Source organism: Limnohabitans sp. (genome assembly GCF_046052825.1).
Lineage (GTDB): Bacteria > Pseudomonadota > Gammaproteobacteria > Burkholderiales > Burkholderiaceae_C > Limnohabitans.
This window is the reverse complement of the sequence record NZ_JAVLFP010000106.1, coordinates 1-15,698: the sequence shown is the minus strand read 5'-3', so window position 1 is coordinate 15,698 and position 15,698 is coordinate 1. Positions and strand designations below refer to the sequence as shown.

19 protein-coding genes are annotated in these 15,698 nt (G+C 58.7%); 15 read left to right on the top strand and 4 right to left on the bottom strand.

Annotation, left to right across the window (positions count from 1 at the left end; all coding sequences use genetic code 11):
• Window positions 1-377, bottom strand: a 377-nt coding sequence (locus ACKWJN_RS17305) for a glutathione S-transferase (RefSeq protein ID WP_408598981.1), incomplete at its 3' end; no start/stop codon positions are given.
• A gap of 119 nt (window positions 378-496) precedes the next feature.
• On the opposite strand from ACKWJN_RS17305, the gene ACKWJN_RS17300 reads away from it, so the two are divergent.
• The 6 genes from ACKWJN_RS17300 to ACKWJN_RS17275 all read left to right on the top strand — a co-directional run bounded on the left by ACKWJN_RS17300 (window position 497) and on the right by ACKWJN_RS17275 (window position 5,797).
• The gene (locus ACKWJN_RS17300; RefSeq protein WP_408598980.1) at window positions 497-1,717 is read left to right on the top strand and encodes a polyhydroxyalkanoate depolymerase; all 1,221 of its coding nucleotides are present in this window, start codon (window positions 497-499) and stop codon (window positions 1,715-1,717) included.
• Window positions 1,718-1,873: 156 nt separating this feature from the next.
• Entirely contained in the window at window positions 1,874-3,256 is a 1,383-nt protein-coding gene (locus ACKWJN_RS17295; RefSeq protein ID WP_408598978.1) for a CmpA/NrtA family ABC transporter substrate-binding protein, read from the top strand.
• Window positions 3,257-3,262: 6 nt separating this feature from the next.
• Window positions 3,263-4,126 (top strand): ABC transporter permease, encoded by an 864-nt coding sequence (locus ACKWJN_RS17290; RefSeq protein ID WP_408598976.1) that lies wholly within the window; start codon window positions 3,263-3,265, stop codon window positions 4,124-4,126.
• 21 nt (window positions 4,127-4,147) lie between these two features.
• On the top strand, window positions 4,148-4,951 hold the full coding sequence (locus tag ACKWJN_RS17285) for an ABC transporter ATP-binding protein (RefSeq protein WP_408598975.1): 804 nt from the start codon (window positions 4,148-4,150) through the stop codon (window positions 4,949-4,951).
• A 30-nt stretch (window positions 4,952-4,981) separates the two neighbouring features.
• A complete protein-coding gene (cynS, locus tag ACKWJN_RS17280) occupies window positions 4,982-5,425 on the top strand; it encodes a cyanase (protein ID WP_408598973.1) in 444 nt (147 codons plus the stop codon).
• A gap of 165 nt (window positions 5,426-5,590) precedes the next feature.
• Window positions 5,591-5,797, top strand: coding sequence for a type II toxin-antitoxin system prevent-host-death family antitoxin (locus ACKWJN_RS17275; RefSeq protein WP_408598971.1), 207 nt, complete (start codon window positions 5,591-5,593; stop codon window positions 5,795-5,797).
• A gap of 210 nt (window positions 5,798-6,007) precedes the next feature.
• Here ACKWJN_RS17275 and ACKWJN_RS17270 read toward each other — a convergent pair whose 3' ends face one another.
• The 3 genes from ACKWJN_RS17270 to vapB all read right to left on the bottom strand — a co-directional run bounded on the left by ACKWJN_RS17270 (window position 6,008) and on the right by vapB (window position 7,244).
• Entirely contained in the window at window positions 6,008-6,250 is a 243-nt protein-coding gene (locus tag ACKWJN_RS17270) for an AbrB/MazE/SpoVT family DNA-binding domain-containing protein (RefSeq protein WP_408598970.1), read from the bottom strand.
• Between the two features lie 350 nt (window positions 6,251-6,600).
• Complete coding sequence (gene vapC / locus ACKWJN_RS17265) at window positions 6,601-7,011, bottom strand: tRNA(fMet)-specific endonuclease VapC (RefSeq protein WP_408598968.1); 411 nt, start codon at window positions 7,009-7,011, stop codon at window positions 6,601-6,603.
• The gene (gene vapB, locus ACKWJN_RS17260) at window positions 7,011-7,244 is read right to left on the bottom strand and encodes a type II toxin-antitoxin system VapB family antitoxin (RefSeq protein WP_408598966.1); all 234 of its coding nucleotides are present in this window, start codon (window positions 7,242-7,244) and stop codon (window positions 7,011-7,013) included. The genes vapC and vapB overlap by 1 nt, the downstream gene beginning before the upstream one ends.
• Window positions 7,245-7,549: 305 nt before the next feature.
• Here vapB and atzF point away from each other — a divergent pair, with 305 nt between their 5' ends.
• The 9 genes from atzF to ACKWJN_RS17215 all read left to right on the top strand — a co-directional run.
• Entirely contained in the window at window positions 7,550-9,247 is a 1,698-nt protein-coding gene (atzF, locus tag ACKWJN_RS17255) for an allophanate hydrolase (RefSeq protein WP_408598964.1), read from the top strand.
• A gap of 46 nt (window positions 9,248-9,293) precedes the next feature.
• Window positions 9,294-10,286: an ABC transporter substrate-binding protein gene (locus ACKWJN_RS17250; protein ID WP_408598963.1), complete on the top strand. Its 993-nt coding sequence runs from the start codon at window positions 9,294-9,296 to the stop codon at window positions 10,284-10,286.
• A gap of 3 nt (window positions 10,287-10,289) precedes the next feature.
• The gene (locus ACKWJN_RS17245) at window positions 10,290-11,132 is read left to right on the top strand and encodes an ABC transporter permease (RefSeq protein ID WP_408598961.1); all 843 of its coding nucleotides are present in this window, start codon (window positions 10,290-10,292) and stop codon (window positions 11,130-11,132) included.
• Window positions 11,133-11,134: 2 nt separating this feature from the next.
• Window positions 11,135-11,956 (top strand): ABC transporter ATP-binding protein, encoded by an 822-nt coding sequence (locus ACKWJN_RS17240; protein ID WP_408598960.1) that lies wholly within the window; start codon window positions 11,135-11,137, stop codon window positions 11,954-11,956.
• On the top strand, window positions 11,953-12,180 hold the full coding sequence (locus tag ACKWJN_RS17235) for a DUF4089 domain-containing protein (protein WP_408598958.1): 228 nt from the start codon (window positions 11,953-11,955) through the stop codon (window positions 12,178-12,180). Before ACKWJN_RS17240 ends, ACKWJN_RS17235 begins: the two co-directional genes overlap by 4 nt.
• Window positions 12,177-13,574 carry an AtzE family amidohydrolase gene (locus ACKWJN_RS17230; RefSeq protein ID WP_408598956.1) on the top strand — a complete coding sequence of 466 codons (1,398 nt, stop codon included), beginning with the start codon at window positions 12,177-12,179 and terminating at the stop codon, window positions 13,572-13,574. Before ACKWJN_RS17235 ends, ACKWJN_RS17230 begins: the two co-directional genes overlap by 4 nt.
• Entirely contained in the window at window positions 13,575-13,949 is a 375-nt protein-coding gene (gene hpxZ / locus ACKWJN_RS17225) for an oxalurate catabolism protein HpxZ (RefSeq protein WP_408598955.1), read from the top strand.
• Window positions 13,946-14,632, top strand: a complete 687-nt coding sequence (locus ACKWJN_RS17220; RefSeq protein ID WP_408598953.1) for a GntR family transcriptional regulator — start codon at window positions 13,946-13,948, stop codon at window positions 14,630-14,632. The genes hpxZ and ACKWJN_RS17220 overlap by 4 nt, the downstream gene beginning before the upstream one ends.
• Before the next feature lie 128 nt (window positions 14,633-14,760).
• Window positions 14,761-15,698, top strand: a 938-nt coding sequence (locus ACKWJN_RS17215) for a hypothetical protein (protein WP_408598952.1), incomplete at its 3' end; no start/stop codon positions are given.

The following is a 15,698-nucleotide window of genomic DNA, read 5'->3' as shown; positions in this document are numbered from 1 at the left end:
TTGAAGTTTTTGAAGTGCGCTTTGATGTTCATGGGCAGCGAGGCACGCAGCGCAGAAAAGCCCGAATGCATCTCGCCGCAAATGGACCGGCAATGTGCACGGTGCACCGCGTTGGTTGGCAACAGGCCTGCTTTTGGTGCGATCTCGTTGAGGTATTCGCCAATCGCCAAGGTGTCCCACACCTTGGCGCTGCCGTGGTTCAGGCAGGGAACCAAGATCGACGGCGAGAGCAGCAGCAACTCGGCGCGCGCGTCCACGTTGTCTGTGGCAACCATCACTTCAGAGAAGGGAATGCCCGAGAGCTTGACCATCAGCCAGCCTCGCAAAGACCAAGACGAGTAGTTCTTGCTGCTCAGGGTGAGGGTTGTCTTAGCCATGAATGCCCATCGGTGAAGTTGCCAAAGTGACAACACGTTCGCAATAAATATGCCATCCGTGGCACGGCTCTTGCACTTGTCACTGCACACACACAGCATGGGGCCTCAGGCCACGATTCATGATCTATCACAACTACCAGATGGCGGCCAACTTGGCCGACCCGGTGCGCCAGTTCGCTGAGCAGGCCCGCGAGATCTGCATGAAGTGGTTTGACGGCAAACCCGCCACGCCTTTGCAGCGCATGACGGCTTACTACGAACAAATTGCCTTGATGGGTTTCACCCACGCCCGCCCGAACTACAACATCTTGCCCGTCCAAGACCTGCAAGGCCAGACGCATGCCATTCAAGAAGAGCGGGTGTATGGCACACCGTTTTGTGACCTGCTGCGCTTCAAGCGCGAAGACCAACACGACTTGCCCAAGTTGTTGCTGGTGGCGCCCATGTCGGGGCACTTTGCCACCTTGCTGCGCGGCACCGTGCAAACCTTGGTGCAAGACCACGAGGTGTACCTGACCGACTGGCGCAATATCCGTGACATTCGCATGAGCGAGGGTGAGTTTGGTTTGGACGAATACATCGAACACATCATCTGGTTCATGCAACACCTCGGCCCCAATGCGCACCTGATGGGCGTGTGCCAACCCACCGTGGCTTGCCTGGCCGCCACGGCCTTGATGGCGCAAGACCGCCATGAATGCCAGCCCGCCAGCCTGACGCTGATGGCCGGACCCATCGACACCCGCATCAACCCCACCCAGGTGAACGAGTTGGCCAAAGAAAAACCCATCGACTGGTTTGAAAAAAACCTGATCGGCATGGTGCCCTTGCAGTTCAAGGGCGTGGGGCGGCGGGTCTACCCGGGCTTCATCCAGCTCATGGCGTTTTTGAACATGAACCTCAGCCGCCACCGCCAATCGTTTGCCACCTTGTACGAGCACCGCTTGAATGGCGACCATGAAAAAGCCGACGTGATCCGTGACTTCTACCAAGAGTACTTCGCCATCATGGACCTGTCGGGTCCGTTCTATTTAGAAACGGTCAAGCATGTGTTCCAAGACCACCTGTTGCCCAAGGGCGAGTTGACCTACCGTGGACGTGCGCTGGAGCTGGGGGCTATTCGTAAAACTTTTCTGCTCACCGTCGAAGGCGAGCGCGATGACATTTGTGGCCAAGGCCAAACCTTGGCGGCACAAGACCTGTGCAACATGCTGCCGGCCTACCGCAAGACGCACCACCTGCAAGCGGGCGTGGGCCACTATGGGGTGTTCAGCGGCAAGCGTTGGGAGGGGCAAATCTACCCGGTGGTGCGCAACATGATTCAGTCGGCACAAGGCTGAATTCACAACAACGAGGCGCGTTTGCTTGCGTCTGGTGCACAAAACGCGCGGCATGGTGCGTGAGGTGCGCTTTCATGCGCCATGGCAGTGCGTGAACCTTACATTTTTCTGGCGCGGGGCTTGCATAGAAGGGGTATATCAACATCGAGGCGCCCCATGTCCCATTTGCCTGACGACACATCTTCCAGCGCTTACGAGCCCTACAACGCCGACCGCCCTTTGATGATGCGTTGTGCCTGTGGCCAAGACCACGCGCCGAATCAGCACATCCAAGTGGCCCGTTCGGTGGAAGAAGCAGGGCGTCAATTCATGGAAGCGGCTTTGGTCAAGGCCTTGTTTCCGGTGGACGGTGTGCGTCGTGGTTTCTTGAAAGCGGTGGGGGCCAACACCGCACGGGCGGCCATTGCGTCGGTGCTGCCCCTGGGTGCTTTGCAGGCCATGGCCCAAGACAAAGGCGCACTGGAAAAGAAAGACCTCAAGGTGGGCTTCATTGCCATCACCTGTGCCAGCCCTTTGATCATGGCCGAGCCCTTGGGCTTTTACCAAAAAGAAGGCCTCAATGTGCAGCTCAACAAAACCGCTGGTTGGGCCTTGATCCGCGACAAGATGATCAACAAAGAGCACGACGCCAGCCACTTTTTGTCACCCATGCCTTTGGCCATGAGCATGGGCCTGGGCAGCACGCAAATGCCCATGAATGTGGCCAGCATTCAAAACACCAACGGCCAGGCCATCACCCTGCACGTCAAGCACAAAGACAAGCGCGACCCCAAGAGCTGGAAAGGCTTTAAATTTGCTGTGCCGTTTGAGTACAGCATGCACAACTTCTTGCTGCGCTACTACCTGGCAGAAAACGGTTTGAACCCCGACACCGATGTGCAAATCCGTGTCACCCCACCGCCCGAGATGGTGGCCAACTTGCGCGCGGGCAACATCGACGGCTTCTTGGGCCCAGACCCGTTCAACCAACGCGCCGTGTACGACGAGGTGGGCTTCATCCACATCCTGTCCAAAGAAATTTGGGACGGCCACCCTTGCTGCGCCTTTGGGGTGAGCGACGCCTTCATCCAACAAAACCCCAACACCTTTGCCGCGCTGTACCGCTCGGTGCTGACGGCCAGCTTCATGGCCAGCCAAGCCAAAGACCGCGAGTTGATTGCCAAGGTGATCGCCCCCACCCAATACCTCAACCAACCCGAAGCCGTGTTGATGCAGGTGTTGACGGGCAAGTTTGCCGATGGCCTGGGCAACATCAAAAACGTGCCCGACCGCGCCAACTTTGACCCCATCCCTTGGCAGAGCATGGCGGTGTGGATGCTCACGCAAATGAAGCGCTGGGGCTACATCAAAGGCGATGTGAACTACAAGCAAATTGCCGAGAAGGTGTTCTTGCTGACCGAGGCCAAAAAGCAAATGGCGCTGGTGGGCTTCAAGCCGCCCGAAGGTGCGTACAAAAAGTTCAAAGTCATGGGCAAAGAGTTTGACCCGGCCAAGCCCGACGACTACGTCAAGAGCTTTGCCATCTCCAAGATGGGCTGACCGCGCATGAATTCGCTCAACTTCAAAGCCCGACTCATCTCGGTGCTCATCTTCTTGCTGTGTCTGGGCGTGTGGTCACTCGCCACCATGGAACGCAAAGTCGGCCCCGGGCAAAACCCAGCGGGCATGACCGCCGAGCAGGTGGAGTACCTCAAGATGATGGGCAAAGACCCGGGCAGCACCAAGACCAACGGTTTTCCCACGCTCACGCAAATGGGCGAGACCATTTGGAAGCACGTGTCTGACCCGGTGTACGACAACGGCCCTAACGACAAAGGCATCCTGATTCAGTTGGCCCACTCCTTGGGTCGGGTGGGCTTAGGCTTTGTGTTGGCCGCTTTGGTGGCGGTGCCGCTGGGATTTGTCATTGGCATGTCGCCGCTCTTGCGCTTGGCGTTTGACCCGTTCATCCAAGTGCTCAAACCCATCAGCCCCTTGGCGTGGATGCCACTGGCGCTCTACACCATCAAAGACTCGTCCATCAGCGGCATCTTTGTGATCTTCATCTGCTCGGTCTGGCCCATGCTCATCAACACCGCCTTTGGCGTGGCCTCGGTCAAGCGTGAGTGGCTCAATGTGTCGGCCACGCTCGAGGTGTCGCCCCTGCGGCGCGCTTGGTGCGTCATCTTGCCCGCCGCTGCGCCCACCATATTGACGGGCATGCGCATCTCCATGGGCATTGCCTGGTTGGTCATCGTCGCTGCCGAGATGCTGGTGGGCGGCACGGGCATTGGCTACTTTGTGTGGAACGAGTGGAACAACCTGTCGCTCACCAATGTCATCTTTGCCATCGGTGTCATTGGCATCGTGGGCATGTTGCTCGACATGGCCTTTGCACGCTTGCAGCAAGCCGTCACCTATGTGGAATAAACCCCAGCGAAAGAAAACCCTGTGCAAGACTTTCTGAAAATTGAACAACTCGAAAAGCGCTTTGTCGCCGACCGACCGGTGTTTGCCGACGTGTCGTTCAACATCGCGCAAGGTGAGTTTGTGTGCATCATCGGCCACTCGGGCTGTGGCAAGACCACCATCTTGAACGTGTTGGCAGGCTTGGACCAAGCCAGCGGTGGCCACGTGTACATGAACAACCGCGAGGTGGTGGGCCCCAGCCTCGACCGAGGCGTGGTGTTTCAAAGCCATGCCCTCATGCCCTGGCTGACGGTGCGCAAAAACATTGCCTTTGCCGTCACCTCGCGCTGGCCCGAATGGAAGGCCCCCAAGGTCAACGTCCACGTCGAAAAATTTGTGGAGATGGTGGGCCTGCGCCACGCCATCGACCAAAAGCCCTCACAGCTCTCCGGCGGCATGAAACAGCGTGTGGGCATTGCACGTGCCTTTGCCATTCAGCCGCGCATGCTGCTGCTTGACGAGCCCTTTGGTGCCTTGGACGCGCTCACACGCGGCACCATCCAAGACGAACTCATGAGCATCGTGCGCGAAACCCAGCAAACCGTGTTCATGATCACCCACGATGTAGACGAAGCCATTTTGTTGGCCGACCGCATCTTGCTCATGCACAACGGCAGCGACACGCCCAACGGCTATGTGCCCGGCGGTTTGTCTGAGTCGGTCACCAACACCTTGCCGCGCGAGCGCACCCGTGCGGGCCTGCACCACTTGCCCGGCTATTACGAGCTGCGCAACCACATCGTCGACTTTTTGGTCTCGCGCGCCCATGTGGGCCCAGCCCACTGATCTGTTTTTTTCAACTTAAGAGGAGCTTTTATGAACCGCAACGACATCACCGAAAAAATCATGACCGTCAAGGTCTCCAAAGGCATCAAATGGGAAGACGTGGCCCAAAAAGTGGGCCTGTCTAAAGAGTGGACCACCGCCGCTTGCTTGGGCCAGATGACGCTGGATGCCAAACAAGCCAAAGTCATTGGCAAGATCTTTGGCCTGACTGCCGAAGAACAAAAGTGGCTGCAAGTGGTGCCCTACAAAGGCTCGCTGCCCACACCCGTGCCCACCGACCCGCTGATTTACCGCTGGTACGAAATTGTCAGCGTGTACGGCACCACCATCAAAGAGTTGATCCACGAAGAGTTTGGTGACGGCATCATGAGCGCCATTGATTTCTCGATGGACATCCAACGCACCGCCGACCCCAAAGGCGACCGCGTGAACGTGGTGTTGTCGGGCAAGTTTTTGCCTTATAAAACTTATTGAGTTTGGGTTGTGGCGAACCTTGGCAGGGGAGGGTAATCTCTCCTCTGCATGTACTTGCATTGGCTCAATGTTGTAACGAGCCTGCATTTGGATTCGTGTTCAGATCAATGGGAGACGCCGCCATGACCAACACCACTTTTTTCAAGCTGTGAATTCAACCAGGGTGTGAGCCGTGCCAAAAGGGCGACGCAGAACGGTCCCGTATTCATCACGGATCGCGGCAAACCCGCATATGTTTTGCTGCGCTTTGAGGACTACCAGCGCCTGACAAAACAGCGCCGCAATATTGCCCACGTACTCGCTATGCCAGGCGCTGCGGACATTGAATTTGAGCCCGCTCGCGCAATCATCAAAACCCGCCAAGCTGATTGATGACCCCGGCGTTATGGCATCCAGATTTCGCTGCAGCAACACCCCTGGCATCTGGTACGGAGAAGATCACGAGAAATGGTGACGTTTTCTAACGGTTGTGTTCGATTTGATTTCAACGAATGAATCGGTGTGCTCAATCAGGCAGTTTGCAAAATCTGTCAGGTCGTCATCTTGTATGTGTATCGCACCAAGACATAGTGTCTAGGCTGATCATCGCGTTGTCGCGCCACGCTTTGCGATGGTTTTGTTCATGTCATCAATCGACACTTGATGAGGTGACTTACCAAATATGCTTTTGCGATCGGTGATGCTTTGCGTGGCGGCCACAAGCTCGTAGCGGCCAGGTGCGATCTGAATGCATTCGATGCGATCACCCGCATCGACCTTGAGGTCATGGCGAACCTCGGCGGGGATGGTGATACGTCCTTTGCTAGTGAGGGTGGCTGTTGTCATCTGGAATTCCTTTTTCCTCACTCTAAAGTAAGGTCTTGCATTGCTCAGCAATCTTATGCAAAGACATCACGCACGTTTCATGCTGGGGAGGTGGCAAACCTCGCCGCATCGTACAAACTTATGACAAACATGAAGCGTGGTGTGGCGGAATTTGAATTTATAACTGACTGGCTGTTTTGCAGCGAACGCAGTCACTTTGGTGTGCTGCAGACAACGGCAGCTCTCAGCCTGAGAGCTGCCGGCGTGGCAATCACGTCAAAGGCCAGTTGCTGGCCCGCCGCAACTATCGCGGCAAACTTGGCGTGGCAGCCGACGCACTTTTGCGCGGCTGATGCACGCCAACTCGTAATTTACTGCGCTGTGTGGACCCAGTTCTCTGCTTCCAGCGCAGGCACCCGTGCGAACTCCCCCATGTTGTTCGTCACCAGCACTAGGCCTTCGCTGCGGGCGTGCGCTGCAATGTGCATGTCGTTCACACCGATAGGCTGGCCGAGTTTTTCCAAAGCTGCGCGAATGGCTCCGTAATGTTGCGCGGCCTTGGGGCCATAGGGCAGAACTTCTAGTCGACTGCAGAAGTCCTCGATAGCGGCTAGGTTCTCGCTCACCCGGCTGCTTTTCTCCGCACCGTGCAAGAGTTCGGCGAGGGTAACGGAGGAAATTGCCATGCGGCTGGCGTTGGTGTTGAAAGTGGAAAGCACCTCGACAGGTCGCCGCTTCAACACGTATATGACGATGTTGGTGTCCAGCAGGTAACGCAGCATCAGAGCGCCTCCCGCTCCGGCTGGTGCTGGGTGGCGCGCTCGGGCAGGAAGTCGTCGCTAACTGTGGGGCCGCCCAGAAAGAAGCTGTCCCAGGTTTGGCCTAGGGGGGCGATGATGCGCTCGTTACCTTTGACGCGTATGTCTACCTTTTGGATACCCTCGGGTAGACGCACGTCCAAAGGGAGACGAACGGCCTGGGTACGGTTATTGACGAAAACAGTGCCGATGGACATGATGACCTCCAAGAAAAGTATATGGCAAGTGTATATAGCTTTTCCGCAGTAGTCAATTGGGCGTTTTACAAAGGTCTCGGTTGCGCCACAGCACACGCTTTAAGAGCTCCAGGGTGAGTCAATTCCCAATACCAAATTCCCGATTCAATCCATTGGCCAATGGCAGGAGACAGCCTAAAGCTCCCATCCACCTAACCACCCGTCAAGTCTTTTCAGATCCCTCACAAGATTTCAAAATCTAATTCAACGCAAACCGTGGCACACCTATTGCACTCCATCTTGGATACAAGACTGGATGCACAACAATGGTGTCACGCTCAAGCCCTCATTCGCAGACGAACGCACTGGCCGATGAAGCCTGGATCACACGCCTCACGCCCCCTCTGAGCACCGCCCATTCAGGCGCACTGTCCGGCCTGAGCTTCGCCGTCAAAGACAACATCGACGCGGCACAGGTGCCCACCACCGCCTCCTGCCCCGAGTTCGCCTACACCGCCAGCGAACACGCCGAAGTGGTGCGCAAGCTGCTCGCTGCTGGTGCGTCGTTGCATGGCAAAACCAACCTCGACCAATTTGCCTGCGGCCTCAATGGCACACGCTCGCCCTATGGTGCGGTGCCCAATGCGTTCAACCCGCTGTATGTGTCGGGCGGCTCTAGTTCGGGCTCTGCCTATGTGGTGGCCACGGGGCAGGTTGACTTTGCCCTGGGCACCGACACCGCCGGTTCAGGGCGCGTGCCTGCAGGCTTGAACAACATCGTGGGCCTCAAGCCCACGCGTGGCTTGATTTCTGCACGTGGCGTGGTGCCTGCGGCGCAAAACGTGGACTGCGTGAGCATCTTGGCGCGCACCGTGGCCACTGCGGCGCAGGTCTTGCGTGCGTGCATGGGGCCTGATGCGGGCGACCCGTTTTCACGCCAACTCACACTCCACACCCAGGCCTTGCCGGCACAGTTCAAATTTGGTGTGCCCCAGCAGCTCGAGTTTTTTGGCGACGTGCAAGCCAAGCAAGCCTTCGATGCGTCTATCACGCAGATGTGTGCCTTGGGTGGCGAGCCCGTGGCCATCGACATGACGCCGCATTTGCAAGCCGCCGCCATGTTGTACGAAAGCGCCTTGGTGGCGCAGCGCTACGCGGCCATTCAAGCTTTCTTTGACGCCCACCCCGAGCACGTGATGGAGCCCGTGCGCAGCATCATTGGCAAAGGCAGCCACTACAGCGCCGCCGATTACTGCACCGCCGAAATACACATGCTGGGCTTGGCACAAGTCGCGCACCGCATGTGGGCCAGCATCGACGTGTTGCTGGTGCCCACCGCGCCCACGCACTACACCATCGCGCAAATGCAAGCCGACCCGGTGGTGCTCAACCGCAATCTGGGCCACTACACCAACTTCGTCAACTTGTTCGACTACGCGGCCCTCTCGGTGCCCAGTGTGTTGCGTGCCGATGGCTTGCCCTTTGGCATCACGCTGATTGGCCCGGCTTGCAGCGACTGGCAACTGGCCGACTTGGGTCAGCGTTACCACCACGCCACGGGGCTGACGCTGGGTGCCACCGGCGAGCCCTTGCCTGCCATGCAAGCCATGGCAGGTTTGCAGGCCGAGCCCACGGTGCAGGTGGCGGTGGTGGGCGCGCATTTGTCGGGCATGCCCTTGAACAGCCAACTCACCGAGCGCGGTGCGCGCTTGCTGCACGCCACCACCACCAGCGCCGACTACCAGTTGTTTGCCTTGCCCAACACCACGCCACCCAAGCCCGGCTTGCAGCGTGTGGCGCCAGGGCAGGGCCACGCCATTGCGGTGGAGGTGTGGGAGATGCCCATGCGCCAGTACGGCTCTTTTGTGGCCCTCATCCCCGAGCCCTTGGGCATTGGCACTTTGCGCTTGGCCAATGGCACCCGTGTGCAGGGCTTTGTGTGCGAGCCGCAGGCCTTGATCGGTGCGCAAGACATCAGCCACTTCGGTGGTTGGCGTGCATACCTGGCCAGCCTTCAGCCTTGACCGATTTGATTTTTTTTTTGTTTCACCCACCTCTAGGAGAGATCTCATGAACCCATCCAACTCACGCCGCAAACTGTTGCAAGCCGGTGCCGCCAGTGCTGCCTTAGGGCTCATGGGCGCACCTGCCATCGTGCGTGCGCAGTCCACCCCCAAAATCCGCATCGGCTATTGGCCCATTGCAGCGGGCCTGCCGTTTTATGCTGCGGTGGAAAAGGGCTACTTCAAAGAGGCGGGTTTGGATGTGGAGCCCATCAAGTTCGCCGCTGCCCAGCAAATCATGGAAGCCATGTTGGCGGGTCGCTGCGATGGCAGCGCCAACGGCACCGGTTCGGCCAACTTGGCGATTGGTGAAATTGCTGCACCGGGCACGTTCAAAATCTTTTGTGCCAACCCCAGCAACGTGAAAAACGTGTTGGACGAGTTCTTGGTGCCCGTGGCCAGCACGGCCAAAGTCATGTCCGACCTCAAAGGCAAAAAAGTGGCCTCAGGCCCTGGCATTCAAAACGTCACCTTGGCCAAAACCGTGCTCGAGCGCGGCGGTGCCATTGGTGCCACCGTGATCGAGTTGCCCATTGGCCAACACGTGGCTGCCTTGGCCGCAGGGCAGGTAGATGCGGTCTACACGCTAGAGCCCACCGGCACCATTGGCCGCTTGAACGGCACCACCCGCGTGCTGGAAGCAGGCGTGATTTCCAAATACATCTTGGGTGATGCGATGGCGCCTTGGTTTGGTGGCTCGGCCTCGCTCACGGCGGAGTTTGTCAAAAACCATCCGGTGGAAACCAAGAAGTTCGTCACCGCCTATGCCAAGGGCATTGCACTGGTGCGTACCAACGCTGCTGAGGCACGTCAGTACCTCAAGGGCTACACCGCCATTGAAGGCGCGTTGACGTCTGAAGTGCCGCTGGCCGCTTACACGCTCTACAACGAGTTCACACCCAAAGACATTGGCCACTTCCAGAAGTTCTTTGACTTGTTCTCTGACAAGGGCATCTTCCCCTCACGCCTCATGGTCGACACCATGTTGTACAAAGGCTAAGCCATGCACGAAGCCTCCTCTCCCGTGTTGATGGCTGCGGCCAAGCAGGGTCTGGCCGATCGCGCCACAGCGGGGGCGGTGGCCCCTGCGCGCTGGAACCTGGCGCAGCTCATGCCGCTGATTGGGCCGGTGGTGTTGTTTGTGATGTGGGACTTGGTGGTGCGCTACAAGCTCATCAGCCCCATCTTGCTGCCTTCCCCCTCGGCCACCTTGACGGTGCTGTTCACGGGCATGGCCGGTGGCGAGTTGCTCAAAGACTTTGCCTACACCTTGGCACGCACGCTCGAAGCCTTTGCCATTGCGGGCGTCATCGGTGTGCCCTTGGGCGTGCTGCTGGGCAGCAACGAGCGCGCTTACCGGAGCGTGGAGTTTGTGATCGACTTTTTTCGTTCCACCCCGTCGTCGGCGCTGATCCCTTTGTTCTTGATGATCTTTGGCGTGTCCGACATCAACAAGGTGGCCATTGCAGCCTTTGGTGCTTTGCTGATTGTGTTGTTCAACAGCGCCTATGGCGTGATCAATGCGCGCAAGCAGCGTGTGATGGCCGCCAAGGTGATGGGGGCCACGCGCTGGCAAATTTTCAAAGACGTGCTGGTGTGGGAGAGCTTGCAACCCACCTTTGTGGGTTTGCGCAGCGCGGTGTCGATGTCGCTGGTCATCGTCATCGTGGCTGAAATGTTCATTGGCTCTGAGCGTGGTTTGGGCCACCGCATCATCGACTCGCAGCAGGTGATGAACGTGCGCGACATGTACGCCTCCATCTTGTCGGCAGGTGCCTTGGGCTATGCCCTGAACGTGGTGTTTTTGGTGCTCGAAAAACGCATCGTCCATTGGAGCGGAAGGTAAGCATGACTGTTGTTCTCAACCCCATGGTGGCGCCTGAGCCGGCGGCGCCCCCGTTTGTGCCGGGGCCTAGCGGCACGCACATCACCATCCGCAACCTCACCAAATACTTTGCCGGTTGGCCGCTGTACGAAAACTTCAACCTCGACATTCCCAAGAACAAAATCGTCTCGGTGTTTGGCCCCAACGGCTGCGGCAAAAGCACCTTGATCAACATGATCGCGGGCTTGATACCCATCGACAGCGGCGAAATTTTGTTTGACGGCAAGTCGTTGAAAGACACCAAGATTGGCTATGTGTTTCAAAACTACCGCGAAGCCATGTTTCCGTGGATGCGCACCATCGACAACATTGCTTACCCGCTGAAGCTCGAAGGCAAGTCCAAGGGCGAGGTGGAGCAACGGGTGCAAGAGCTGGTGGCCTCGTTCGATGTGAAGTTTGACCTCAACCGCTACCCCTACGAGCTGTCGGGCGGTCAACAACAAACCGCGTCCATCATGCGGGCGCTGGCACCCAACCCCGAGGTGCTGTTTTTGGACGAACCGTTCTCGGCCCTCGACTTTGAGATGACCTTGTTCATCCGCGAAAAGCTGCAAGACGTGTTCATGAAAACCGGCACCACCATGTTGCTGGTGTCGCACGACTTGGAAGAAGCTGTGTACTTGGCCGATCAAATTTTGTTGCTCACCAAGCGCCCCACCCAGGTGGCCCAAATCTTGGATTACAACGACCCCCGTCCCCGCACGGTGGAGACCCTCACCGAGCCCAGCTTTGTGAGCGCCAAAAAACTCAGCTTGGAAATTTTTCAACGCGAGGTGCGCAAATGACCCATGCCGCAACGACCCAGACGACATTGACCGATGCACAGATGGTGCAGTACGTGCAGGTGAGCGCCACGGTGTTGGGCCTGCCGGTGGACGAGGCCCGCGCGGTGCGCGTGGCCGCGCATTTGCAGCGCACCGCCGCCATGGCGCAATTGCTAGACGGCCTAGACATGCCGCCCGAGCTGGAGCTGGCTGAAATTTATTGCCCCAAGCAGGTGACGCCATGACGCTCACCACCTTGTCTGCCCCCGACTTGGCGCGTGGCATTGCCAGCGGCCAGTTCAGCGCCTGCGAGGTGTTGGATGCGCACCTGGAGCGCATCGCCGCCACCGACACGCGGGTGAATGCCTTCACCGGCCTGTGCCACGCGCGCGCCCGCACCCAGGCACAAGCGGTCGATGCGCAGCGCGCCCGTGGCGAGGTGTTGCCCCCCTTGGCCGGTGTGCCCTATGCCGTGAAAAACTTGTTCGATGTGCAAGGCGAGGTCACGCTGGCCGGCTCCATCGTCAACCAGGGCCATGCCCCGGCGCAAGCCGATGCGCTGCTGGTGCAGCAGATGAGCGCCGCCGGTGCGGTGCTGCTGGGCTCGCTCAACATGGACGAGTTTGCCTATGGCTTCACCACCGAAAACACCCATTACGGCCCGTGCCACAACCCGCATGACCTGTCGCGCATCGCGGGCGGGTCGTCCGGCGGCTCGGGTGCGGCAGTGGCTGCGGGGCAAGTGCCCTTGAGCTTGGGTTCAGACACCAATGGCTCCATTCGCGTGCCTTCATCGCTGTGCGGCGTGTGGGGCATCAAGCCCACGTTTGGCCGCTTGTCGCGCCGGGGCAGTTACCCGTTTGTGCACAGCATTGACCACCTGGGTGGCTTTGCCAATTCGCTCACCGGCTTGGCCCAGATGTACGACGCGCTGCAAGCCCCCGATGCGCTCGACCCCGGCTGCCACGCCCGCCGCGTGGAGCCCGTCATGGGCAGCTTGGCCCATGGGCTGCAAGGGCTGCGCGTGGGTGTGCTGGACGGTTACTTTCATGACCACGCCAGTGCCCCGGCACGCGAGGCGGTGCGGTTGGCGGCCCAGTGCTTGGGGGCCACGGCGCAGGTGAGCTGGCCCAGTGCAGCGCAGGCGCGTGCGGCGGCTTTCATCATCACCGCCAGCGAAGGCGGCAGCTTGCATTTGAATGAGTTGCGCACCCGCAGCGACGACTTTGAGCCCTTGTCGGTGGACCGTTTTTGGGCCGGTGCCCTGCAACCCGCCGACTGGTACGTCAAAGCCCAGCGCTTTCGCCGCCTCTACCGTGACCAGGTGAACGCCTTGTTTGAACACTGGGACGTGCTGCTGGCACCCGCCACGCCTGTATGCGCTACGCCCATTGGCACCGAGTGGCTCGACATTCAGGGCCAGACCTTGCCTGCACGCGCGGCCATGGGGCTGTTGACCCAACCCATCTCGTTTGCCGGCTGCCCGGTGGTGGCTGCACCGCTGTGGCCTGCGGGCACCGAGGGCTTGCCCTTGGGCGTGCAAATCATTGCCGCGCCCTGGCGCGAAGACTTGGCCTTTCGGGCGGCGCTGGCGCTGGAGTCGGCGGGCGTGGCCCATGTGAAACCTGTGGAGCTTTAAATGGACATCAATTTGCCTGAGGTGCTGGCCGAGATGCAAGCCGCCTTTGACCGTTACGAACAAGCCCTGGTCAGCAACGACGTGGCGGTGCTCGACGAGCTGTTTTGGAACAGCCTGCACACCCTGCGCTACGGTGCCACCGAAAACCTGTATGGCTACCAGGCCATCCAAGACTTCCGCGCCAACCGGCCCTCGCAAGGCTTGGCACGCACCTGCATGAACACGGTGATCACCACCTATGGGCGCGACTTTGCCACCGCCAACACCGAGTTCGCACGCACGGGCAACCCGCGCACCGGACGACAAAGCCAAACCTGGATGCGCACGCCCGAGGGCTGGCGTGTGGTGGCCGCGCACGTGAGCTTGCTGGCATGACCGTGGCGCACCCATCGCGTGCCGATGAGGTGTACCAACAGCTCAAGCGTGACATTGCCGACTTTCGTTTGGTGCCGGGTGACCGCATCACCGAAACCGAAATCAGCGAACGCTTGAGCGTGTCACGCACGCCGGTGCGCCAAGCGCTGTTCAGGCTGCGTCAAGAAGGCTATGTGGATGTGCTGTTTCGCAGTGGCTGGCAGGTGCGCCCGTTTGACTTTGACAAGTTCGATCAGCTGTACGACCTGCGCCGCGTGATCGAAGCCGAGGCTGTGCAACGCCTGTGCCATGACGATGTGCGCACAGACCGCAGCGTGTTGCACAACTTGGCGCGCATCTGGCTGGTGCCGCTTCAGGCCCGCAGCAGCGACCAACACCAAGTGGCCGAATGGGACGAAGCGTTTCACCACCAGTTGGTGGCGGCCACGGGCAATGTGGAGATGGTGCGTGTGCACCAAGGGGTGACCGAGCGCATCCGCATCGTGCGTCGGCTCGACTTCACCTACCAAAACCGCATCGACATCACGTACGCCGAACATGGCCAGATCTTGCAAGCCGTGTTGGACCGCCGCCAAGACGAGGCCGTGCGTTTGTTGCGTGCCCACATTCAATCGAGCCAGACCGAGGTGCGCCACATCACCTTGCACCAAGTGCAGCAGGCCAGGGCGGCGGGGCAAGTTTGATGCAAAACAGCCCTAAAGGGCTATTCAAAAGTACAAAAATCGATCTAGATTGTCATATTTGACAACTCTAATGTTTTTGATGATCTTCAGATTTATCGAAGACACTTACTTTTGAAAAGAGAACACGCATGGCCAACATCTTCTCAAGCACCACTTTTGGTGATGTCAGTCAAGGACAAATTCTCGAGGCACTTGCTTTACAAGATGTGCCCAATTTTGTGTTGTCCTACCAATGGCAAACATCGGCCAATGGGCTGACCTGGACCAATGTCGCACAAGCCGATCAGAGAACCTTCACGCTGCAACAAGCCCAGGTGGGCTTGTATGTCCGCGTACTCGCATCGGTTGCCTCAGATGCTTCGCATGTCGTCAACAACGTGAACGATTTGCCCACAGGCGCGGTCACATTGGTTGGTTCGGTAGCCGAGGATGGCCGCTTGACAGTCCAGTCAACCATTTCAGATTTGGACGGACTTGGCACATTGCGTTACCAATGGCAGCAGTCTGCAGACGGTGTGGCTTGGACAAATGTCAGCGACGCCACCCAAGTCTCGCTCGATCTCAAGGCTGCACATGTGGGTCAGCACTTACGGGCCTTGGTCTCCTACACAGATGGGGGCGGTACCGTGGAGAGCATGTTCAGTGCTGCCAGCACCGTGGTGGCGCATACCAACCATGCGCCCACAGGCGGGGTCAAAGTAGCCCTGGCTTCAGACAATCTAAAGGCTGATGCAACTGTGACTGCAAGCTCAGACGTTTTGGTTGCCAGCAACACGCTGGACGACAAAGATGGCATGGGCACGGTGGCGTACCAGTGGCAAAAATTATCCAAAGACATCAGCGGCACGGACGTCTGGGTGGACATCGCCCAAGCCAACGGCGCAACGTTGGCACCGGTTGGCATGGCCGGTCAACAAGTGCGGGTCAAGGCTTCGTACACCGATCTGTTGGGATCCAAAGAAACACAAACCAGCGCTGCTGTGTTGGTCAACGACGTGGCTGCTGGCAACGTCGGCATGGACGGCAACCTGGTTCAAGGCCAAGTGCTGACAGCAAACAATACCTT